General features: G+C 61.4%; 22 protein-coding genes. 20 read left to right on the top strand and 2 right to left on the bottom strand.

Annotated features, from left to right (window positions below; genetic code table 11):
• Window positions 1–14 precede the first annotated feature (14 nt).
• Both MXM41_RS03925 and MXM41_RS03920 read left to right on the top strand, forming a co-directional pair.
• Complete coding sequence (locus MXM41_RS03925) at window positions 15–809, top strand: OBAP family protein (RefSeq protein ID WP_325930001.1); 795 nt, start codon at window positions 15–17, stop codon at window positions 807–809.
• A gap of 128 nt (window positions 810–937) precedes the next feature.
• Window positions 938–1687 (top strand): phage antirepressor KilAC domain-containing protein, encoded by a 750-nt coding sequence (locus tag MXM41_RS03920; RefSeq protein WP_325930000.1) that lies wholly within the window; start codon window positions 938–940, stop codon window positions 1685–1687.
• A gap of 23 nt (window positions 1688–1710) precedes the next feature.
• Here MXM41_RS03920 and MXM41_RS03915 read toward each other — a convergent pair whose 3' ends face one another.
• Complete coding sequence (locus tag MXM41_RS03915; RefSeq protein WP_325929998.1) at window positions 1711–2667, bottom strand: AraC family transcriptional regulator; 957 nt, start codon at window positions 2665–2667, stop codon at window positions 1711–1713.
• A gap of 115 nt (window positions 2668–2782) precedes the next feature.
• On the opposite strand from MXM41_RS03915, the gene MXM41_RS03910 reads away from it, so the two are divergent.
• Entirely contained in the window at window positions 2783–3979 is a 1197-nt protein-coding gene (locus MXM41_RS03910; protein WP_325929997.1) for an MFS transporter, read from the top strand.
• 124 nt (window positions 3980–4103) lie between these two features.
• Here the strand turns inward: MXM41_RS03910 and hpaX are convergent, their stop codons facing one another.
• Window positions 4104–5519, bottom strand: a complete 1416-nt coding sequence (gene hpaX, locus MXM41_RS03905) for a 4-hydroxyphenylacetate permease (protein ID WP_325929996.1) — start codon at window positions 5517–5519, stop codon at window positions 4104–4106.
• 310 nt (window positions 5520–5829) lie between these two features.
• Between hpaX and MXM41_RS03900 the strand changes: the two genes are divergently transcribed.
• From MXM41_RS03900 to catA, 17 genes are all read left to right on the top strand, one after another.
• Window positions 5830–6294: a MarR family winged helix-turn-helix transcriptional regulator gene (locus tag MXM41_RS03900; RefSeq protein WP_325929995.1), complete on the top strand. Its 465-nt coding sequence runs from the start codon at window positions 5830–5832 to the stop codon at window positions 6292–6294.
• Window positions 6295–6629: 335 nt separating this feature from the next.
• Entirely contained in the window at window positions 6630–7754 is a 1125-nt protein-coding gene (locus MXM41_RS03895; protein WP_325929994.1) for an amidase, read from the top strand.
• Window positions 7755–7856: 102 nt separating this feature from the next.
• On the top strand, window positions 7857–8984 hold the full coding sequence (locus MXM41_RS03890) for an acyl-CoA dehydrogenase family protein (RefSeq protein ID WP_325929993.1): 1128 nt from the start codon (window positions 7857–7859) through the stop codon (window positions 8982–8984).
• A gap of 21 nt (window positions 8985–9005) precedes the next feature.
• Window positions 9006–9362, top strand: a complete 357-nt coding sequence (locus MXM41_RS03885; RefSeq protein ID WP_325929991.1) for an IacB protein — start codon at window positions 9006–9008, stop codon at window positions 9360–9362.
• Between the two features lie 11 nt (window positions 9363–9373).
• Entirely contained in the window at window positions 9374–9886 is a 513-nt protein-coding gene (locus tag MXM41_RS03880; protein WP_325929990.1) for a nuclear transport factor 2 family protein, read from the top strand.
• Between the two features lie 28 nt (window positions 9887–9914).
• A complete protein-coding gene (locus tag MXM41_RS03875; protein ID WP_325929989.1) occupies window positions 9915–11228 on the top strand; it encodes an aromatic ring-hydroxylating dioxygenase subunit alpha in 1314 nt (437 codons plus the stop codon).
• Window positions 11228–11707, top strand: coding sequence for an aromatic-ring-hydroxylating dioxygenase subunit beta (locus MXM41_RS03870; protein ID WP_325930848.1), 480 nt, complete (start codon window positions 11228–11230; stop codon window positions 11705–11707). The genes MXM41_RS03875 and MXM41_RS03870 overlap by 1 nt, the downstream gene beginning before the upstream one ends.
• A gap of 10 nt (window positions 11708–11717) precedes the next feature.
• Window positions 11718–12458, top strand: a complete 741-nt coding sequence (locus tag MXM41_RS03865) for an SDR family NAD(P)-dependent oxidoreductase (protein ID WP_325929988.1) — start codon at window positions 11718–11720, stop codon at window positions 12456–12458.
• 9 nt (window positions 12459–12467) lie between these two features.
• Window positions 12468–13400, top strand: a complete 933-nt coding sequence (locus MXM41_RS03860) for a PDR/VanB family oxidoreductase (RefSeq protein ID WP_325929987.1) — start codon at window positions 12468–12470, stop codon at window positions 13398–13400.
• A 10-nt stretch (window positions 13401–13410) separates the two neighbouring features.
• Window positions 13411–13905, top strand: coding sequence for a flavin reductase (locus MXM41_RS03855; RefSeq protein WP_325929986.1), 495 nt, complete (start codon window positions 13411–13413; stop codon window positions 13903–13905).
• An 87-nt stretch (window positions 13906–13992) separates the two neighbouring features.
• Complete coding sequence (locus MXM41_RS03850) at window positions 13993–15252, top strand: MFS transporter (RefSeq protein WP_325930847.1); 1260 nt, start codon at window positions 13993–13995, stop codon at window positions 15250–15252.
• Window positions 15249–15935: a 3-oxoacid CoA-transferase subunit A gene (locus MXM41_RS03845; RefSeq protein ID WP_325929985.1), complete on the top strand. Its 687-nt coding sequence runs from the start codon at window positions 15249–15251 to the stop codon at window positions 15933–15935. Before MXM41_RS03850 ends, MXM41_RS03845 begins: the two co-directional genes overlap by 4 nt.
• A gap of 9 nt (window positions 15936–15944) precedes the next feature.
• Window positions 15945–16607, top strand: a complete 663-nt coding sequence (locus MXM41_RS03840; RefSeq protein ID WP_325929984.1) for a 3-oxoacid CoA-transferase subunit B — start codon at window positions 15945–15947, stop codon at window positions 16605–16607.
• Window positions 16608–17375, top strand: coding sequence for a 3-oxoadipate enol-lactonase (gene pcaD, locus MXM41_RS03835; RefSeq protein ID WP_325929983.1), 768 nt, complete (start codon window positions 16608–16610; stop codon window positions 17373–17375).
• Window positions 17372–18487, top strand: coding sequence for a muconate/chloromuconate family cycloisomerase (locus MXM41_RS03830; protein ID WP_325929982.1), 1116 nt, complete (start codon window positions 17372–17374; stop codon window positions 18485–18487). The genes pcaD and MXM41_RS03830 overlap by 4 nt, the downstream gene beginning before the upstream one ends.
• 11 nt (window positions 18488–18498) lie before the next feature.
• A complete protein-coding gene (catC, locus tag MXM41_RS03825; protein ID WP_325929980.1) occupies window positions 18499–18798 on the top strand; it encodes a muconolactone Delta-isomerase in 300 nt (99 codons plus the stop codon).
• A gap of 33 nt (window positions 18799–18831) precedes the next feature.
• The gene (gene catA, locus MXM41_RS03820; RefSeq protein WP_325929979.1) at window positions 18832–19758 is read left to right on the top strand and encodes a catechol 1,2-dioxygenase; all 927 of its coding nucleotides are present in this window, start codon (window positions 18832–18834) and stop codon (window positions 19756–19758) included.
• Window positions 19759–19772 lie beyond the last annotated feature (14 nt).

The raw sequence follows: 19772 nt of genomic DNA, 5'->3' as shown, positions 1-19772 counted from the left end.
GAAAGGGAGTGCCAATGAAATCGTTATCTTTGAGCGTTGCTGTCCTGCTGCTTGTCGGCTGCGGGGCGAATAACTCCCCGCCGCAGGCCCCGCTCCCGGGTAAAAGCACCTCGGCAGCCCTGAGCACCCTGGAGACGGGCGCCCAGGTAATCCAGTCCCGTCCTCCGGTGGAGGCCATCAGCGCGTATCTGGACGGCTTCCACTTTTATAACGGGGATAAAAACGGCCAGATGGAGGCCCATCACTATGTGACGGTGCTGAATGAGGAGGTCATGCAGGCGGTTATTTATGACGGTAATACCAAAGATGCCCGGCTGATGGGGGTGGAGTACATCATCAGCGAGCGCCTGTTTAACACCCTGCCGCCAGAGGAGAAAAAGCTCTGGCACAGTCACCAGTATGAAGTGAAATCGGGCAGTCTGGTGGCGCCCGGCCTGCCTGCGGTCGCTGACAAGGCGCTGATGAATAAAATCGTCAACACCTACGGCAAAACCTGGCACACCTGGCATACGGATCGCGACAAAACACTGCCGCTCGGCATACCGGCGCTGATGATGGGCTTTACCGGGGAAGGGCAGCTCGATCCTCGGCTGCTGGCGGATCGCGATCGCCGTCTGGGGATCGATACCCAGGAGATCAAAGCCCGGCGTGCCGATATCGTGGCCCATCCGGTCGTTAACGGCGCCGACGCCTGGCAGCGCGGCGAGGTCATTCAGCTTAAGCGCGTACAGGGCAGCGGTGAACACGGGCAGGGTGACACCGGGCATTTTGGTTCTTCCGAAAAGAGCCAGACGCTGAAACAGCCTTAGTTACCGCAACTTAGACGTGGCCTGCCTCTGACAAGAATCGCCTAAAAATTATACTGGATATTTGAACAGGTGTTTGTATACTATTAGAGCAAATTACCCGAGTAATGTATGAGTGAGGGGTGAAACCTATGGTAATTCCTGTTGAAACTTTCCAGTCCAGTGGACAGCTTGCCACCATCAGCAGTCGCGAAATCGCGAAGCTGACCGGTATCGCCCATACCGAGGTTAAGCGCATGGTGCAAAGTCTGGAAACGGCGCAGCGTCTTTCGCAGCCGGTAACGGCCAGCCTGTATGAGCGTGAAGGTGAAATGCGGCAGGAGTTTTTGCTGAACAAACGGGACTCCCTGCTGACGGTTTCACGCATCTCCCCGGGCTTCACCGCCGCCATGCTCGATCGCTGGCAGGAGCGGGAGAGAAACGTCAATATCCCGGACTTCACCAACCCGGCGGCGGCGGCGCGGGCCTGGGCGGAGCAGTACGAAAAACGCCAGCGCGCCGAGGAGCAGCTTGCGCTCTGGGCCCCAAAGGCGGCGTTCTTCGATCAGTTCGTCCAGGTGAAGGAGTCGCTGGGCTTTCGTCAGCTCTGCAAGATCCTCAAAGCCAAAGAGCCCCAGTTCCGTGAGTTCTTGCTGGAGCGCAATATCATGCAGCGCGTCGGGGGTAACCTGGTTCCGCCACAGCATCATATTGATGCGGGCTACTTTACCCTGCACAGCGGGGTAGGCGAAAACGAGCGCACCTGGTCTCAGGCCCGCTTTACCGCGCGCGGCGTGAAATGGGTGGCAGACCTGTGGGCTAAGCATCTCTCAACGCTGACGATTGAGATGCCCCGCGCAGATCGCACCGAAGGCGCGCCTGTTCAGCAGAGCTGGCTTTAACTTTCCCTTCTGAAACGAACCGGTCAGATCTCCTGTGGGGTCTGACTGGCTTCGCGTAGTGCTCCCGGCGACTGGCCGACAATGCGCTTAAACGCCCGGCTGAAGGCTGCCAGCGAACTGTAGCCGAGGCGCAACGCCACGGTCTCAATCGCCTGATTCTCCTGGCCGATATACTGAATCGCCAGCCGCATCCGCAGCTCGCTCAGGTATTTCGCCGGCGTGGTGCCGGTTGCCGAAAGAAAACGCTCGGCAAACACCGATCTTGACGTACCCGCCTCTTTTGCCAGCTCCGCCACGCTCCAGTTAATCCCCGGCTGCTGGTGCATGGCGTAGATCGCCCTGCTGAGACGCGGATCGCGCAGCACCTGGATCCAGCCGGTGGCCTTACCGCATCCGGCTTCGACCCAGCCGCGGACAATCAGCGCCGCCACTACGTCCGCCAGCCGGGCGAGGATCCCGGCAAACCCCACCTGGCGCGTCATTGACTCTCGCTCCATCGCCACCAGCAGAGGGTGGATCTCCGGCCAGGTGGTCATCAGCCGGCTGACCATCATCACTTCCGGCATCGCTTTGATCAGCGGCTGCATCCCGCCAAGATCGAAATCCATGCACCCGCTGAATATCACCATGTTCTCGCTGTCAGGGCAGGGTTCGCAGTGAATATCGCACACGCTGTTGCAGATCGGCTCGCTGGGAAAGGCCGATACCGGCGTGACGGTGACGTCATCTCCGGAGAGCAGGGCGTGGGCATCCCCGTTGGGAATAAACACCGCATCGCCGCTGTTAAGCTCAAAACGCGCGCCGCTGTGCAGCCGCAGCACTGCCGGGCCCCGGCTGATAAAGTGGAACTGTGCCTTGCCGGGGGCGGCACCAAAGGCCACGCCAAAGGGCGCGCTGGCTTCGATCCGGCGATATTTCACCCCCGACAGGCGCATACCGCGCAGCAACTCACTGATCAAATCAGGCGACTGAAGCGTCATTTTTCTATTCCCGGACGAATAATCAATAAATGAAGATTATATGTCATAGATCGTCCGCGGTGAACTTCCTATGCTTTGCGACATACATCACATTTTCCTGACGGGAGTATTACAAATGCATTCATCCATCGCCGCAAACGAGGCCAGCGCCCCGGCCAGACCCGCCTGGCGCGCGGTCTGGTCGCTGGGACTGGGGGTATTCGGCCTGATCGTCGCCGAGTTTCTGCCTGCCAGCCTGCTGACGCCTATGGCCGCCAGTCTGGGTGTCAGCGAGGGGGTGGCCGGGCAATCGGTGACCGCAACCGCGCTGGTGGCGCTGGTCACCGGTCTGCTGATCACCTCTGCCACCAAAAGTATCGACCGCCGCTGGGTGCTGATGTTCTTTTCGGTGTTGCAAATTATCTCAAGCTTACTGGTCGCCTTCGCGCCCTCGCTGCATGTCCTGCTGATGGGGCGCCTGCTGCTTGGTGTGGCGATCGGCGGTTTCTGGGCGATGTCCACCGCGACCGCGATGCGGCTGGTGCCTGCCAGTGATGTACCTAAAGCGCTGGCGATTATCTTCTCCGGGGTGTCGATTGCCACCGTGGTGGCCGCGCCGCTGGGAAGCTATCTCGGTAGCCTGATCGGCTGGCGAAACGTCTTTATTCTCTGCGTGGTGCCCAGCGCGCTGGCCCTGCTCTGGCAGCTGTGGGTGTTACCGTCGATGCGCCCGGAAAACAGCGGTAGCCTCAACACGCTGATAAGGGTGTTGCGCCGTCCGGGGATGATCGGCGGCCTGCTGGCCACCATTCTGATCTTCAGCGGCCACTTTGCTTTCTTCACCTATCTGCGCCCCTTCCTTGAGACGGTGGGGCAGGCGAGCGTGGAGACTATCTCGCTTATCCTGCTCGGCTTTGGCGTGGCGAACTTCGTCGGCACCTCCATTGCCGGACACCTGCTGGCGCGCAATTTGCGTCTCACCCTGGCGCTGGTGCCGTTCGTAATGGGAATGCTGGCGTTGCTGATGGTGGCCTTTGGTCATCTGGCGCTGGTTGACGGTCTGCTGGTAAGCCTGTGGGGCTTTGCCTTTGGTCTGGTGCCGGTGGGCTGGTCAACCTGGCTTGCCACCACCGTGACTGACGAAGCCGAGAGCGCGGGTGGGTTGATGGTGGCGTCGATCCAGCTGGCGATAAGCGCCGGTGCAGCCGGCGGCGGGGCGGTGTTTGATCTCAACGGCGCCAGCGGGGTATTTACCGCCAGCGGCGTGCTGCTGGTGGCGGCAATGGTGATGGTGTTCGCCGGAGTGCGGGTTAAACCGGTGGCAGCAGAATAAGTATGTAATCGTGCGGCCTGTGTGCCCGGCGGCGCTACGCTTGCCGGGCCTGTAAAGTCAAAAGCGACCTGTAGGCCGGGTAAGGCGTAGCCGCCACCCGGCGATATTGCACAGGGGCTGAAAATTATCCGTTCGTCGGCAGCCCCTTCAGCGCCTCTGGCTGCTTCGCTGCCTGCTTCATTGGAATCAGCGCAATCACCGCCGCCCCCAGCACCAGGAAACCGGCCACCATAAAGATCCCGGCGTTGAAGTTTCCGGTGATGTCTTTCATTAGCCCCATCAGCAGCGGTCCCAGCGCGGCGCCGGTCATCCCGGTGGCGTTGATCACCGCAATACCCAACGCGCGGGCACGCAGGGAGATGGAACGATCCGGGGTGGTCCAGAAGATCACCATCGCGGCAAAGGCGCCGGACGAGGCCATCACGATCCCGGTGAACTGCAGCATCGGATTCACGCTGGTGGCGGTCAGGATCCAGCCTGCGGCGGCAAACAGATAGGGCAGCAGGGTGTGGACTTTACGCTCGTTGCGCTTGTCGGAACGTTTACTCCACCACACCATCGCCACAATGGTACACACCTGAGGAATGGCGCTCAGAATGCCGATGGTGACGTTACTGCTCTCCTCGCTGATGCTGCGCAGGATCAGCGGCGTCCAGACGCTCAGGGCGCTCAGGGTGTTGGTCAGGCAGAAGTAGGCCAGGGTGTAGAGCATGATGGTCGGCGTGAACAGCTCGCGCATCAGGCTACGCTGCTGCGGCGCCAGCGCGGCCTGCTCCCGCAGTTGGGTGCTCTGGGCATTCAGGCGATCCGCCTCCAGCATCTCCTTCAGGCAGGCTTTGTCGTCCTGGGTCAGCCAGCGCGCTTTATCCGGGCTGTCGTCCAGCCAGAACCACACCACAAAGCCAAGAATGACCGACGGGAAGCCCTCCAGCAGGAACAGCCACTGCCAGCCTTTCAGGTTCATTACCCCATCAAGGTTAAGAATGTACCCGGAGGCCAGCGAACCCAGCGCCATCGTTACCGGCATGGCAATCATAAACAGGGCGTTGGCGCGAGCGCGGTAGTGCGCCGGAAACCAGAAGGTTAAATAGAGTAACAGCCCGGGCAGGAAGCCCGCTTCGGCAATCCCCACCAGCATACGCAGCACGTACAGGCTATTAGGGCCGGTGGCGAACATCGTGGCCGTAGACGCAATTCCCCACACCACCATCAGAATAGCGATCCAGCGGCGGGCGCCCACCACGCTCAGCATCACGTTGCTGGGGATCCCGCAGATCACATACATCACGTAAAACAGCGTGGTCGCCAGGCCAAACATGGTGCTGGTAAGGCCCAGATCCTTGCCCATCGTCAGCCCGGCGAAGCCGATGTTGATGCGATCCAGGTACGAAAAGACGAACAGAATGAACAAAAAAGTGATTAATCTGCGGAATAACTTTTTAATCACCCGCTGTTGACGCGGGTCGAGCGTGGCGTCAGCAGGCGAAGGCGGCCCCAGCACGTCGGAGCGTGTCTGTTCCAGCGATGGACTGTCGTTCATGAAAAGCTCCACATTGCGTTTATCGGTAATATCAGCCAGATAGTGTTATGCCGGGGTACTACCTGAGCTCACCCAACGCAAACACGTGCGCTAACGTATAGAAAATCGCCCCTGTAGACGTCAATGTTATGTTTGAAAAATGATACGCAATTGTTAATCACGTAGCGTTTTCGAATCATAATGCGATGTCGAACGGCTTTTGTGACGCGGTGATGTGTTAACAGCCCGGGGCAGGGCGCAATCGGGCTATAGCAGGCGGTAAATAGCGGGTATAATTGCGGCCATTGCATCACTTCTGGAACCTCATTTCATGAGCCATACGAACACATCGTCAGACAGCGGCCCCATTTTTCACCGCGAAGAGTTCCCGTTCTACTGGATAGTCAACGTCTACGCGCGTTATACGCAAGTAATGGAAATTACACTGAAAAAGGTGCAGCTCGATGTGTCCCGCTTTCGGGTGTTGATGATTACCGAGCAGTACGGTAAGGCCAGCATCTCGCAGATCTCCGAATATGCCATGGCTAAAATGCCCACCGTCACCAAGATCGTCGGTCGCCTGCGCGATGACGGCCTGGTGACCACCGCCAGCAGCGTGCAGGATGCCCGGGTGACAGAGGTTATGCTCACCGAGTCCGGACGCGAAAAAGTGGCCGAGGCGCACCGCCTGACCAGCAAGGTTTTCGAGAAGGGTTTTAAGGGAATGACCGCCGCCCAGATGGACAGAATGAACCTGTCGCTCTCAAAAGTGCTCGACAACCTGAACGAGCTTTAAACCCCAAAACAGAGAATTTCGGTTTTGTGACAGCCGTAGATTTTTGCTCTAACTCACTGTAAATAAAGACTTATAATAACAAGCTGCCTTCACTGTCAGGGCGGCTTTTTTTTCGTCCCCGCGCACCGTTTATTGTTATTTTTCATCGCCCTGACTCACTTATCCACATGTGTTAACAAAATGTTTCAGTGTTATTTTTTCGTAAAATTAACGTGAAATATTACTTGAATATTCATCTAAAGCTTCCATGATTGACCTGAACAAACATGGGTCGAATCGCAGCGAAGACTGCCCCGCCCGAATATGATTCGTTTTTCCTGGTTAAGGTGCAAATCATGCAGCCAGTTACTGAGAGCAATGGTTACGTCGCGCAGTTTACCCTTGGTGAGGGTGACCTCCGCTTCGCGGTGAAAGACACCCTCGACATCGCCGGTTTCGCCACCCGTGCCGGCTGCCCGGCGCTGGAGGCAAACCCGGCGGCTGAACAGCATGCCGGGGTGGTAGAAACCCTTCTCGGGCAGCGCTGCGTCCTGACCGGAAAAACCACCCTGCACGAACTGGCGTTCGGCGTCACCGGTATCAATCCCTGGAGCGGCACGCCGGTTAATCCCCGCTTTCCTGACCTGATCCCCGGCGGCTCGTCCAGCGGCTCTGCTGCGGTGGTAGCCTCCGGCGAGGTCGATTTTGCCCTCGGCACCGATACCGGCGGCTCGGTGCGCATGCCTGCCGCCTGCTGCGGCATCCTCGGCCTGAAACCCACTTACGGGCGGCTTAGCCGGGCAGGGGTGATGCCCGCGCAAAGCTCGCTGGACTGCGTGGGGATCTTCGCCCGTCGCCCCGAGATGCTGCGGGAGGTGCTGAACCGTCTGGCGGTGCCGGTTGACGCGCCGCTGCAGTCCATGCCCGCCATCGGTTTTATCGCGTCGGCGTTGATCGATATCGACGCTCTGCTGTTGAATTTCCTTGCCCGGGCTGACCTGCATCCGCGTCAGGCCGAACTGCCGCTGCTGGGCGACGCGCATCGCGCCGGGCTGACCCTCATCAGCCACGAAAACTGGCAGGCCTTTAACCCGTTACTGCGCAACGGCGCGGTCTCCGCCGACGTTGCGACCCGCATCCGCGCCGGGGCCGACATCCATGCCGAAGCCCTGAATGCCGCAGAAGCTATCCGCCACACCTTTACCGCCCAGGTGGATGACCAGCTGGCGAAAACCCCACTGCTGGCGCTGGCGACCCTGCCGGAACTGCCGCCCACGCTGGAAGAAGCCAAAGATCCCCTCAGCGTGGTGAACCTCACCCGGCTGGTCCGTCCCTTTAACCTCAGCGGCCACCCGGCGCTGACCCTGCCCGCAGGCACGCTGCGCGGCCGCCCGGTGGCGCTGCAGCTGATTGCCGCTAAAGGGCAGGAGGGCCTGCTGATCCAGGCCGCTGAGTGGCTGGCAGAGCGACGACGCCGCTAACCGTCCCGTCTTACCGACAGTTTGCACAATAACTCAGTGAGTACCACTCATTGCGGCAGCGCTCGTCTCTCTGCAGGCCGCACACTCTTTTGGGAGGAAGCTATGTCAGCCGTTCATGTTCGTGAGGAACTCGTTCCACTGCTGAATGACGTTGCGGCCCGCAGCGCCGATTTTGAACAACAGCGCCACATCTCTGACGACATCATCGCCCGCTTTAAGCAGATTGGCGTCTACCGCGCACTGGTCCCAAAAATCTACGGCGGCGAGGAGTGCTCTCCGGCGCAGTTCTGCGAGCTGATCGAGCAGATCGCCACCGCCGATGGCTCCGCAGGCTGGGTTGCCAGCTTCGGCATGAGCCCGTTCTATCTTGGGGCGCTGCCGCCGGATACCCTGAAAGAACTCTACCGCGACGGCCCGGACGTGGTCTTTGCCGGCGGCATCTTCCCGCCGCAAAAGGCAGTGCTGGCGGACGGCGGCTACCGCGTCAGCGGCCGCTGGGGCTTTGCCAGCGGCAGCATGGGCGCCTCGGTGTTTGGCGTCGGCATCCTGCCGGAGAGCGGCGAAACATTGCCGCGGATGGCGGTACTGCCGCGCGACAGCGTGCAGATCGATCCGGTGTGGAACACCGTCGGTCTGGCGGGCACCGGCAGCCACGACCTGGTGGTGAATGATGCTTACGTACCCCGGGAGTGGACCTTTGTGCGCGGCGGCGCGCTTAACCTCGATGGCGCGCTTTATCGTTATCCGGTGCTGTCGCTGGCCACCCAGGTGCTGTCGGTGGTGGCGCTCGGCGTGGCCCGCGCTGCCCTCCAGGAAATCTATGCCATTGCCCATCGCCAGCAGTCGGTGACCGGCGCCCCGCGCCTGGCCGACCGTCCGCAGGCGCAAATGCAGATTGCCCGCTGTGAAGCGGATCTGCGCTCGGCCCGTGCCTGGTTCTACGATGCCATCGACGACGTGTGGCAGTGCATCCTCGCCGGGGATGAGCCCGCCTGCGCGCAGATCAACGCCCTGCGGCTCTCCTCCACCCACGTCACCCGCGTGGCCGCTGAAGTTACCCGTCAGGCGCTGGCGCTGAACGGCATGGGGGGCATCACCATGAAAAGCCCGCTGCAACGCTATGTCCGCGACACGCTGGTGATCACCCAGCACGCCTTTATGGGCGACCTCTCTTATCTCAATGCCGGTACGGTCTATTTCGGTGGCCAGCCTCTGCCGGGTTATTTGTAATTTTTACGAAAGGAGCAACAGATGAGCCAGACAACAACCTTACGCGTGCTGTTTTGCATCGGCGTGAACCAGAACTTTTTCGATGCCACCCCGGCAGAAGCCAGACAGGTGTGGGCCGCATTCGGCGTGATGATGAAAGGCATCGACGAGACCCAGGGTATCCGCGTTATCGGCAACATGGACGATGACCGTCTGATGGTCGGCCCGTCCACCACTTCGCCCTGGACCACCTACGTGCTGGCCGATGCCGACACCCTCGACAGCGTGGTGGCCGCCTGCAACCTGTTCCGCACCACCCCAGTGGGGGACGGCGACAGCAAGCTGTGGAAGTACTGCAAGATTGAAGCCCGCGTCGGGCGTGAACTGATTATTCAGTAACGGAGTGGATCATGAGCCCACAGGATGCGCTGCGTTTACAGCAGCTTGAGGATCAGCAGGCAGCCCGGGTCTGTATCAGCACTTACATGCGGCTGTGCGATCGGCTGGACAGCATGGAGACGGTGCAGGCCATTGGTGCCCTGTTCAGCGCAGACGCCTGCTGGGAAGGGCTGGGTGAGCCATACGCCACCCGGCTGGGAAGACATCAGGGACGCGAGGCGATAGTGGCGATGATGGCGGGCTATGTCCGCACGCCCGCGCACTTCGCCCTGAACGGCCACTTTTTGTGCTCCGAGGCACTGTATCACGATGCCGACGGCGAGCTGCATGGCCGCTGGCAGATGCTGCAAACCTCCGCCTTTACCGCTGGCGGTGCCCATCTGAATGCCGCCGAGCTGCAGATCATTTTCCGTCGCGAGGCGGGCGAGATGACCATGCACCATTTCACCACCCGCAACCTGTTCAGCAGGCCGGTGAGCCACTGGCATGCGGCGGATGCGTTACCTGTACCGGACAAAAACTAGAACTTCGATCGCCAGCAGGAGAAAGATTATGCAGTGTGACCACCTCATCAATGTCAAAAATATCGATACCACGGCGCAGCCGGTCCCGACCCGGGAAGAGATTGCCGCCCTGGTCAAACACGATCGCGTCCATACCTCGCTCTACACCTCAGACGAGCTGTTCCAGCTGGAGCTGGACCGTATTTTCAGCAAAACCTGGGTCTGGGTGGCGCACGTCAGCGAGATCCCGGAGACCGGCAGCTTCAAAACCACCGAGATCGGCACCCAGCCTGTGATCGTAGTGCGTGACCGTAAAGGCACTATTCACACCCTGCTGAACCGCTGCCGCCACCGCGCGGCTACCGTCTGCGAACACCGCAGCGGCAAAACCAACAGCTTCGTCTGCCCGTACCACGGCTGGGGCTACGCCCTGGATGGCAGCCTGCGCGGCGTGCCGCACCCGGAAAGCTATGCCGACAGGCTTGAGAAAGGCGAACTGGGGCTGGTCTCCCTGCGTACCGAACAGTATGCGGGCATGGTGTTTGCCACCTTTAACGAGCAGATCGAGCCGCTGGAGGAGTTCCTCGGCGCGGCGAAGAAGTGGATGGATCTCTTTATGAAGCAGGGGGCGGGCTACCCAATTAAGACCGGGCCTGCGCACCGCTTCCGCTTCCCGGGCAACTGGAAGATCCAGCTGGAAAACACCACCGACGGCTATCACTTCCCGGTGGTGCACCGCTCCTTCCTGAGTTCGGTCGATAAGCAGACCGAAGAGATGCTGAACTTCGTGGACGGCAGCGGCTATGTCGAAGATCTCGGCAACGGCCACAGCGTGATGGTGATGATCCCCGAGCTGGTGGACCTGGAAGCTAACCTCGATGCGCCGATCCCGGAGCGCTTTGTCGAGCTGGCTGACGCACTGCGCAAAGACCATGACGAAGAGCAGGTGCGCCGCATCGTGCGTGCGGTGGGCGGCTCCGGCTTCAACCTCAACCTGTTCCCGAACATCGCCTGTTCAATGGCCTTCTTCCGCGTCCTGCAGCCGGTCTCAGTGATGGAAACCGAGATTCACCACGCGGTGATCACTATGGACGGCGGGCCGGAGATTGCCAACCAGGCGCGTCTGCGTCTGCACGAGCACTTCCAGGGGCCGATGGGCTTTGGCACGCCGGACGACTCCGAAGCCTGGGAGCGCGTTCAGCGCGGCGCCACCGCCGGGGATGACCTGTGGATCATGCTTAACCGCGGCCTGGCCGGGGAATACCGCACCGACGATGGCCTGCGCAGCGACGTCAGCGCCGAGACCGGGATGCGCGCAGCCTATCAGCAGTGGAAAAAATTGATGACGGAGAGCGAAAAATGATGACGCCAGATTCTGTGCTGTTTGCGGCCATGTCCGTAATCAACCTCGAAGGCGATCTGCTGGACCAGGGCGAGTTCAACGCCTGGCTGGATCTCTGGCAGCGTGACGGCCTGTACGTGGTGCCGATCGATCCGAACGAAACGGATTTCAAAAACACCCTCAACTACGCCTGCGACGATCACCACATGCGCGAGCGCCGGGTGAAGCGCCTCTACAGCGGGGAGTCCATCTCCACCACGCCGCGCGCCAGAACGCTGCGCACCCTGTCGCGCTTCCGTCTGCTGGAGTCCAGCGAGGATCTGATCGTGGTGCGCGGGGCGCAGTCCCTGTGGGAGCACCGCAAAGGCCACAGTCGCCACTACGCGGCGGACATCACCTGGCACCTGAAACCGCAGGACGGCACGTTACTGATTAGCCAAAAGGTGATCCGTCTGGTCAACAGCGACGATGTGCTGCACAGCATCGGCTACATCCTCTGAGGAGCCGCCCATGACGCACACCCTATTAGTGACCGGCGCGGCCGCCGGTCTGGGCAACGTGATTGCCGCCCACCTGCTGGCGGAGGGGTACCAGGTGGTGCTGACCGACGTCGATGCCGCTCGCGCACAGCAGGCGGCGGATCGCCTGGATGACGGACAGGGCAGCGTGCTGGCGCTGGGGCTGGATATCCGCCAGCCGCAGGATTTTGCCAGGGCGCTGGAGGCCTCCGTTGAACGCTTCGGCAGCCTGGAGGGGCTGGTGAACAACGCCGCGCTGACCCTCGCCACCCCGGTGATGGAGATTGACGTCGAGGAGTTCGACCGGGTGATCGCCACCAACCTGCGCGGCACCTTTGTTGGCTGCCAGACCCTGGGGCGCTACTTCTCCAGCCGTGGCTACGGTCGGATCATCAACCTGGCCTCACTGGCCGGGCAGAACGGCGGTACCGCGTCGGGTGCCCATTACGCGGCTTCGAAGGGCGGCATTCTGACCCTGACCAAAGTGTTTGCCCGGGAGCTCGGCAAATCCGGCGTGACGGTGAATGCCATCGCCCCGGGTCCGATGGATCTGCCGATAGTTCACGCCCTGGTGCCGGAAGAGAAGATGGCCGGGCTGCTGCAGGCGATCCCGGTGGGCAGGTTGGGTGAAGCAGAGTTTGTCGCCCGGGCCGTGGCTTTGCTGGCCTCACCGCAGGCGTCGTTTGTCACCGGGGCGACCTGGGACATCAACGGCGGTCTGTTTATGCGTTAAGGAGCCAACATGCTGACATTACAGGTTATCAGGCGGGAGTTGCAGGGCGAGGTGGTTCTGCTGACGCTGGCGCATTCTGACGGTATCGATCTCCCGGCCTTCAGCGCGGGGGCGCATATCGACCTGCATCTGGCAGAGGACCTGGTGCGTCCGTACTCCCTGTGCGGCGACCCGCAGGATCGCCGGCACTACCAGCTCGGCATTCTGAAAGACACCCAATCCCAGGGCGGTTCCCTGGCCGCCCATGCCCTGAACGTGGGGGATCGGATCCAGGTCAGCGACCCGCGCAACCTGTTTGCGCTGGATGAGACCGCCAGCCATAGCCTGCTGATTGGCGGCGGGATCGGTATCACCCCGATGCTGGCGATGGCCGCCGAACTGCACGCCAGCGGGCGCTCCTTCAGCCTCCACTACTGCGCGCGTTCGCGGGATCTGGCGGCATTTATTCCGCAGCTGGAGCAGGCGCCGTATGCCGATCGCATTCAGCTGCACTTCAGCGACACCCGGCGGCTGAACCTGACGGCGGTACTGACTGACGTTCCGGCCAATACCCACGTCTACACCTGCGGTCCGGCGCGGCTGATGGATGCGCTCACCGACGAGGCGACCCGCCTCGGTTATCGCCCGGAGCAGGTGCATCAGGAGTGCTTCAGCGCGGAGGTGGTCACCGGTGGCGCGGCCTTTGAAGTGTTCGCGGCAGCCAGCGGCATCACCGTACAGGTGCTGGAGAACCAGACCATCGTGGAGGCGCTGGCCCAGGCCGGGCTGAAGGTGTGCGTCTCCTGTAAGCAGGGGATCTGCGGCAGCTGCCTGACCGACGTGCTGGAAGGCGAGCCGGACCATCGCGACAGCTACCTGACCGACGAAGAGAAAGCCGACGGCGACCAGATTTTGTTGTGTTGTTCCCGTGCCAGAAGCGCCCGTTTAGTCATCGATCTGTGAGGAATTCCTTATGACACTGCAAACCGAATTTCGTAATGCCATGGCACAGCTGGGGAGTGCGGTCTCCGTTATCACCACCGACGGCCCGGCGGGCAAATTTGGCTTTACCGCCTCCGCCGTCTGCAGCGTGACGGACTCGCCGCCGACGCTGCTGGTCTGTATGAACCGCAACTCTTACGCCAACGGGCATTTCAAGCAGAACGGCACCCTGTGCGTGAACGTTCTCTCCAGCGAACACCAGGCTCTGTCCGGCATCTTCGCCAACGCCAGCCTGCGCTCCGAGCAGCGTTTTGAGTACGACGCCTGGCAGGTGATGGCCAGCGGCGCGCCGGTACTCAGCTCGTCCGTCGCCAGCTTCGACTGCCTGATCGACACCTGCCATGAAGTGGGCAGCCACACCGTTTTCTACTGCCAGGTGCAGGCGATACGCATCAGCGAAGCGCCGCGCGGGCTGGTCTACTTTAACCGTCGCTACCATGCCGTCGGGTATGACGTGGAAGCGTAAAACCAACAATAAAAGGTAACGCTGATGAGCAATGTCGTGACTGAAAACAGCGCCGCTTCGGCAGCGCCTGCACAGGATGCCGGGCAGATGCGCAAGCTGGTGTTCGCCTCGGTGCTGGGTAATGCGCTGGAATGGTATGACTTCTTCCTGTACGGCACCGCTGCGGCGCTGGTGTTTGGTCCGCTGTTCTTCCCGGTGGGCGGCGACCCGATGCAGGGTACGCTGCTGGCCTTCTCCGGCTTTGCGGTGGGCTTCCTCGCCCGTCCGCTGGGCGGGATTGTCTTTGGTCATCTCGGGGATCGCTACAGCCGCAAGATGACGCTGATCATGACCCTGACCCTGATGGGAGCCACCACTTTCGTCATCGGCCTGCTGCCAACCTACGCGCAGATCGGCATCTGGGCGCCGCTGTCGCTGATCACGCTGCGCTTTTTACAGGGCGTGGCCTCAGGCGGAGAGTGGGGCGGCGGGGTGCTGATGCTCAGCGAGAACGCCCCGGCATCGCGTCGCGGCTACTTCACCGCCTGGAGCCAGATGGGGGTCTCCGGCGGATTTGTGCTCTCGGCCTTCGCCTTTTATCTGGTACAGAAACTGCCGGAAGACGAGCTGATGAGCTGGGGCTGGCGCGTGCCCTTCCTGCTGAGCATCGTCATCTTCCTGGTCGGGGTCTATATCCGCAAGAACATCCGCGAGAGCAAAGCCTTCGCTCAGGCGAAACCCGAAGAAAAACACGAGAAGATCCCGCTGATGGTGCTGGTGCGCGAGCACCCGAAAGCGCTGCTGCAGGCCATTGCCCTGCGCCTGCCGGAGAACGGCGCCTCCTATATCTTCTTCACTTTTTCGGTGGTTTACGCCAGACACATCGGTATCGGCACCGGGGAGATCATCAGCGCCGTGACCCTGGCGATGCTGGTGGAGTTCTTCTCGATCCTGTTCTGGGGGGCGCTCTCGGATCGTATCGGCCTGAAGCCGGTCTACTACATCGGCGTCATCGGCCTGCTGGTGATGGCTTTCCCGTTCTTCTGGCTGCTCTCTACCGGGGACTACGGCTGGATCATGCTGGCGATGCTGCTCGGCCTGCCGTTCTGCCACGGGGCGATGATCGGCACCCAGCCCTGCATCATGAGCGACCTGTTCCCGGTGCGCGTGCGCTACTCCGGCCTGGCGCTGGGGCATGAGGTAGGCTCTATTTTCTCCGGTGGCCTGGGGCCGATGCTGGCGGTGGCGCTGCTGATGCACTTCGACGCCTCCTGGCCGGTCTCTCTGCTGCTGATGGCCTATGCCCTGCTGGCGTGGATCGCCCTGCGCAGCCTGCCGTCAACGAATAACAACGAGGTAAGCAAATGATTGATAAACGGATTGCCGCCACCGATGCCGCCGTGGCGGACATTTTTGACGGCGCGGTGGTGATGGTGGGCGGATTTGGCGCGGCCGGACAGCCCGCCGAACTGCTCGATGCTCTGATCCGCCGCAAGCCGCGGGATCTGACCCTGATTAGCAACAACGCCGGGAACGGTGACTACGGCCTGGCGGCGCTGCTGAAGGCTGGCTGCGTGAAGAAGGTGATCTGCTCCTTCCCGCGCCAGACCGACTCCTGGGTGTTTGACGACCTCTACCGTCGCGGCCAGGTTGAGCTGGAGCTGGTGCCGCAGGGCAATCTCGCAGCGCGCATTCAGGCGGGCGGCAGCGGGCTGGGGGCGATCTTCACCCCCACCGGGTTTGGCACCGAGCTGGCAGCGGGCAAAGAGACCCGCCATATCGACGGCAAAGATTACGTGCTGGAGTACCCGTTAAAAGCCGATTTTGCCCTGATCAAAGCCCTGAAGGCCGACCGCTGGGGCAACCTGGTGTATGACAAAACCGGGCGCAACTTCGGGCCAATTATGGCCGCCGCCGCCAGCTGCACCATTGCGCAGGTGAGCGAGACGGTGTCCCTCGGCGAGCTTGACCCGGAAGCGGTGGTGACGCCGGGCATTTTTGTCCAGCGCGTGGTGACGGTCGCACCTATTCGCCTGTCGCAGACTGCATAAGGAGAACCCGTGAATAAACTGACCCATCAACAGCTGGCGGAACGCATCGCCCGCGACATCCCGGAAGGGGCCTATGTCAACCTCGGGATCGGCCTGCCGACCCGGATCGCCAACTATCTTCCGGCCGATCGCGAGATCTTCCTGCACAGCGAAAACGGCATTCTCGGCATGGGGCCTGCTCCTGCACCGGGAGAAGAGGATCCGGAGCTGATTAACGCCGGAAAACAGCCGGTAACCCTGCTGGCGGGCGGCTGCTACTTCCATCACGGCGATTCGTTCACCATGATGCGCGGCGGCCACCTGGATATCTGCGTGCTGGGGGCTTATCAGGTCTCCGGACGTGGCGACCTGGCGAACTGGAGCACGGGCGAACCGTCCTCTATTCCCGCCGTCGGCGGGGCGATGGACCTGGCGATTGGCGCGAAGCGCGTCTATGTGATGACCGAACATCTGACCCGCCAGGGCGAGTGCAAAATCGTCCAGACCTGTACCTATCCCCTGACCGGCATGGCCTGTATCGACCGCATCTATACCGACATGGCGGTGATAGACATCACTGACCAGGGCATGGTGGTGCGCGAACTCTTTGGCGACGTGACGGCGGAGTATCTGCAGTCCGTTACCCCGGTGGTGCTGACCTTTGCCCTGAACGCCGAAACCGAGGAGGCGTGAATGGATCTGGAATATCGCCTCGACGGGCCAGAAGCAGCGCCGCTGCTGGTGCTCTCCAACTCCCTCGGCACCACCTGGCCGATGTGGCAGGGACAGATGACCGACTTTACCCGGCATTTTCGCGTGCTGCGCTACAACACCCGCGGCCACGGTCGCTCGCCGGTTACGGAAACGGGCTTCACCCTCGACACGCTGGGCCAGGACGTGATTGCCCTGCTGGATCGTCTCGACGTCGAGCGGGCCTGTTTTTGTGGCATCTCGCTTGGGGGCATGACCGGCCTGTGGCTGAACCGTCATGCGCCTTCCCGTTTTGAACGCATCGTGGTGGCGAACACCGCGGCGAAAATCGGCGAGTCCAGAGGCTGGCTCCAGCGCGCGGCGACGGTGCGCCAGCAGGGGATGGCCCCGGTTGCCGGCAGCGCGGCGGAACGCTGGTTCACCCCGGCTTATCGCCACAGCAATCCCGGCGTGGTGAAGCTGCTGATTGACGGCCTGGCCGACACGCCCGCCGACGGCTACGCCGCCTGCTGCGAAACGCTGGCTACCGCCGATCTGCGCGATGAGGTAGCGGCGATGCTGCGCCCGATGCTGGTCATTGCCGGAGATGAAGATCCGGTCACCACCGTGCAGGACGCCCAGTGGATCGCGGCCCAGGCGAAGCAGACAGAGTATGCGACGTTACCCGCCTCGCACCTGTCGAACGTCGCCTGCCCGGAAGCCTTCAATCAGCAGGTGCTGACCTTTTTAACCCGCAGGAGCATGACATGACCCTCACCATAGAATCCCTGGCCTGCTGGCTGGTGGACATTCCTACCATCCGCCCGCACAAGCTGTCGATGGCGACCATGGGTTGCCAGACGCTCGCCATCGTCAGAATGGCGTGCGCAAACGGGGTAACGGGCTGGGGCGAAGCCACCACCATCGGCGGTATGAGCTACGGCCCGGAAAGTCCGGAAGCGATCAAATCCGCCATTGAAACCTATCTGGCCCCGCTGCTGTGCGGCCAGTCGTTCAGCGGCGTGGCACAGCTTGCCGACAGGATGAACGCCCACGTGAAGGGCAACACTTTCGCCAAATCCGCCCTCGAAACCGCGTTTCTCGATGCCCAGGGTAAAGCGCTGGATCTGCCGGTGAGCGCGCTGCTGGGCGGGGCGCTGACGGATCGCCTGCCGGTGCTGTGGACCCTGGCGAGCGGCGACACGCAGAAAGACATCGAAGAGGGTAAACGCCTGCTGGCGGAGGGGCGTCACAACACCTTCAAGCTGAAAATCGGCGCCCGCGGGCTGGACGTAGACATTCGCCACGCGTTAGCCATCAAGGCGGCGCTGGGGGATGAAGTCAGCGTGCGGGTGGACGTCAACCAGGCCTGGGATCTGACCACTGCCATCAAAGGAATGACCCAGCTACAGGCAGGCGGCATCGATCTGGTGGAGCAGCCGATCCCGCTGTGGGATCGGCAAGGGTTAATTACCCTCAGCCAGCGCTTTACGGTGCCGATCCTCGCCGACGAAGCGGTGGCAACCAGTCACGACGGCTACGCCCTGGCGAGCGGCGGCTTTACCGGGGCGTATGCCCTGAAGATCGCCAAGGCGGGCGGCCCGGCGCAGGCCCTGAAGCTGGCGCACGTGGCGCAGGCGGCGGGCGTGGCGCTGTACGGCGGCACCATGCTGGAAGGCACGCTCGGTACCGTCGCCTCGCTGCACGCCTGGTCAACGGTGAAGATGCAGTGGGGCACCGAGATGTTCGGCCCATTGCTGCTGAAGGATGACATCGTGGTCCGTCCGCTGGATTTCAGCCAGGGAGAGGTGTCGTTACCCCAGGGGCCGGGATTAGGCGTCGATATCGACGAAGACAAGCTGCGTCATTACGCACGTAACTAAAGGTAAACACGATGCTTTTTAAAGTGGAAATGACGGTCAACATTCCGTCGTCGCTGCCTGCGGCAGACGTCGAAGCCATCAAAGCGAAAGAGAAAGCCTACTCACAGCGCTTACAGCGCGAGGGCAAGTGGCCGCACATCTGGCGCGTGGTGGGCCAGTACGCCAACGTCAGCATTTTTGACGTGGCGGACAACCAGGAGCTGCACGACATCCTGACCGCGCTGCCGCTCTACCCGTGGATGGAGATTAGCGTGCAGCCTCTGTGTATGCATCCGTCATCCATTCATCACGAACAAGAGTCGTCGCAATAACTACAACAAGTACCCTACAAAGAGGAATATGCAATGTCTGTGAATCCTGCGCATCAAACCGAACTGGAAAGCTTACTGGCCATCAGCAGCGGCTTAAATTCCACCGGCGGTAACGACCGCTTAAAGAACATCATGCATCAACTGCTGAGCGACCTGTGCAAGACCATCAAGCAGTTCGACGTGACCGATGAAGAGTTCTGGATTGCGGTGAACTACCTCAACGAGCTGGGCGGACGCCAGGAAGCGGCGCTGCTGGCGGCCGGTCTGGGCCTGGAGCACTATCTGGACATGCGTGCCGACGAGAAAGAGGCGGCATCCGGCAACGAGGTGGGAACTCCGCGCACCATCGAAGGGCCACTGTACGTAGCCAACGCCCCGCTGAGCGAAGGCTTTGCCCGCATGGACGACGGCAAAGAGCAGGCAGAAACCATGTGGTTGCAGGGCCAGGTGACCGATCTGAACGGTAAGCCGGTGGCGGGTGCGATTGTGGATATCTGGCACGCCAACACCCTCGGCGGCTATTCGTTCTTCGACCAGTCGCAGAGCGAATACAACCTGCGCCGCCGCGTCCGTACCGGTGACGACGGTCGCTACACGGTGCGCAGCATCGTGCCGTGCGGCTACGGCTGCCCACCGGATGGCCCAACCCAGAAGCTGCTGACAGCCATTGGCCGCCACGGTAACCGCCCGGCGCACGTGCACTTCTTTGTGTCAGCGCCGGGGTATAAGCATCTGACCACCCAGATCAACCTCAACGGGGATGAGTATCTGTGGGATGACTTTGCGTTCGCGACGAGGGCGGAGCTGATTGCAGAGCCGGTGAAGGTGACGGACAGTGCCGTAGCTAAACAGCGTGGTATTGAAGGGGAGCATACGGAGGTGAACTTTAGCTTTACGCTGGTGAAAGCGGCGGAGAGCGAGGAAGAGCAGAGAGGGAAGCGGGCGCGGGTTAAGGAGTGAGTGAGATACCGGGT

The sequence above is a fragment of the Leclercia adecarboxylata genome, from assembly GCF_035787115.1.
GTDB lineage: Bacteria > Pseudomonadota > Gammaproteobacteria > Enterobacterales > Enterobacteriaceae > Enterobacter > Enterobacter adecarboxylatus_E.
This window is presented reverse-complemented; position numbering and strand designations above follow the sequence as displayed.

Bases quoted from the DNA above. Each gene is read 5' to 3' on its own strand.
- catA (WP_325929979.1), top strand. From the start codon at position 18,832: ATGTCTGTGAATCCTGCGCATCAAACCGAACTGGAAAGCTTACTGGCC.
- MXM41_RS03890 (WP_325929993.1), top strand. From the start codon at position 7,857: ATGTCAGCCGTTCATGTTCGTGAGGAACTCGTTCCACTGCTGAATGAC.
- MXM41_RS03915 (WP_325929998.1), bottom strand. From the start codon at position 2,667: ATGACGCTTCAGTCGCCTGATTTGATCAGTGAGTTGCTGCGCGGTATG.
- MXM41_RS03900 (WP_325929995.1), top strand. From the start codon at position 5,830: ATGAGCCATACGAACACATCGTCAGACAGCGGCCCCATTTTTCACCGC.
- MXM41_RS03865 (WP_325929988.1), top strand. From the start codon at position 11,718: ATGACGCACACCCTATTAGTGACCGGCGCGGCCGCCGGTCTGGGCAAC.
- MXM41_RS03860 (WP_325929987.1), top strand. From the start codon at position 12,468: ATGCTGACATTACAGGTTATCAGGCGGGAGTTGCAGGGCGAGGTGGTT.
- pcaD (WP_325929983.1), top strand. From the start codon at position 16,608: ATGGATCTGGAATATCGCCTCGACGGGCCAGAAGCAGCGCCGCTGCTG.
- MXM41_RS03870 (WP_325930848.1), top strand. From the start codon at position 11,228: ATGACGCCAGATTCTGTGCTGTTTGCGGCCATGTCCGTAATCAACCTC.
- MXM41_RS03830 (WP_325929982.1), top strand. From the start codon at position 17,372: ATGACCCTCACCATAGAATCCCTGGCCTGCTGGCTGGTGGACATTCCT.
- MXM41_RS03875 (WP_325929989.1), top strand. From the start codon at position 9,915: ATGCAGTGTGACCACCTCATCAATGTCAAAAATATCGATACCACGGCG.
- MXM41_RS03925 (WP_325930001.1), top strand. From the start codon at position 15: ATGAAATCGTTATCTTTGAGCGTTGCTGTCCTGCTGCTTGTCGGCTGC.
- MXM41_RS03920 (WP_325930000.1), top strand. From the start codon at position 938: ATGGTAATTCCTGTTGAAACTTTCCAGTCCAGTGGACAGCTTGCCACC.
- MXM41_RS03895 (WP_325929994.1), top strand. From the start codon at position 6,630: ATGCAGCCAGTTACTGAGAGCAATGGTTACGTCGCGCAGTTTACCCTT.
- catC (WP_325929980.1), top strand. From the start codon at position 18,499: ATGCTTTTTAAAGTGGAAATGACGGTCAACATTCCGTCGTCGCTGCCT.
- MXM41_RS03855 (WP_325929986.1), top strand. From the start codon at position 13,411: ATGACACTGCAAACCGAATTTCGTAATGCCATGGCACAGCTGGGGAGT.
- MXM41_RS03850 (WP_325930847.1), top strand. From the start codon at position 13,993: ATGCGCAAGCTGGTGTTCGCCTCGGTGCTGGGTAATGCGCTGGAATGG.
- MXM41_RS03880 (WP_325929990.1), top strand. From the start codon at position 9,374: ATGAGCCCACAGGATGCGCTGCGTTTACAGCAGCTTGAGGATCAGCAG.
- MXM41_RS03845 (WP_325929985.1), top strand. From the start codon at position 15,249: ATGATTGATAAACGGATTGCCGCCACCGATGCCGCCGTGGCGGACATT.
- hpaX (WP_325929996.1), bottom strand. From the start codon at position 5,519: ATGAACGACAGTCCATCGCTGGAACAGACACGCTCCGACGTGCTGGGG.
- MXM41_RS03910 (WP_325929997.1), top strand. From the start codon at position 2,783: ATGCATTCATCCATCGCCGCAAACGAGGCCAGCGCCCCGGCCAGACCC.
- MXM41_RS03885 (WP_325929991.1), top strand. From the start codon at position 9,006: ATGAGCCAGACAACAACCTTACGCGTGCTGTTTTGCATCGGCGTGAAC.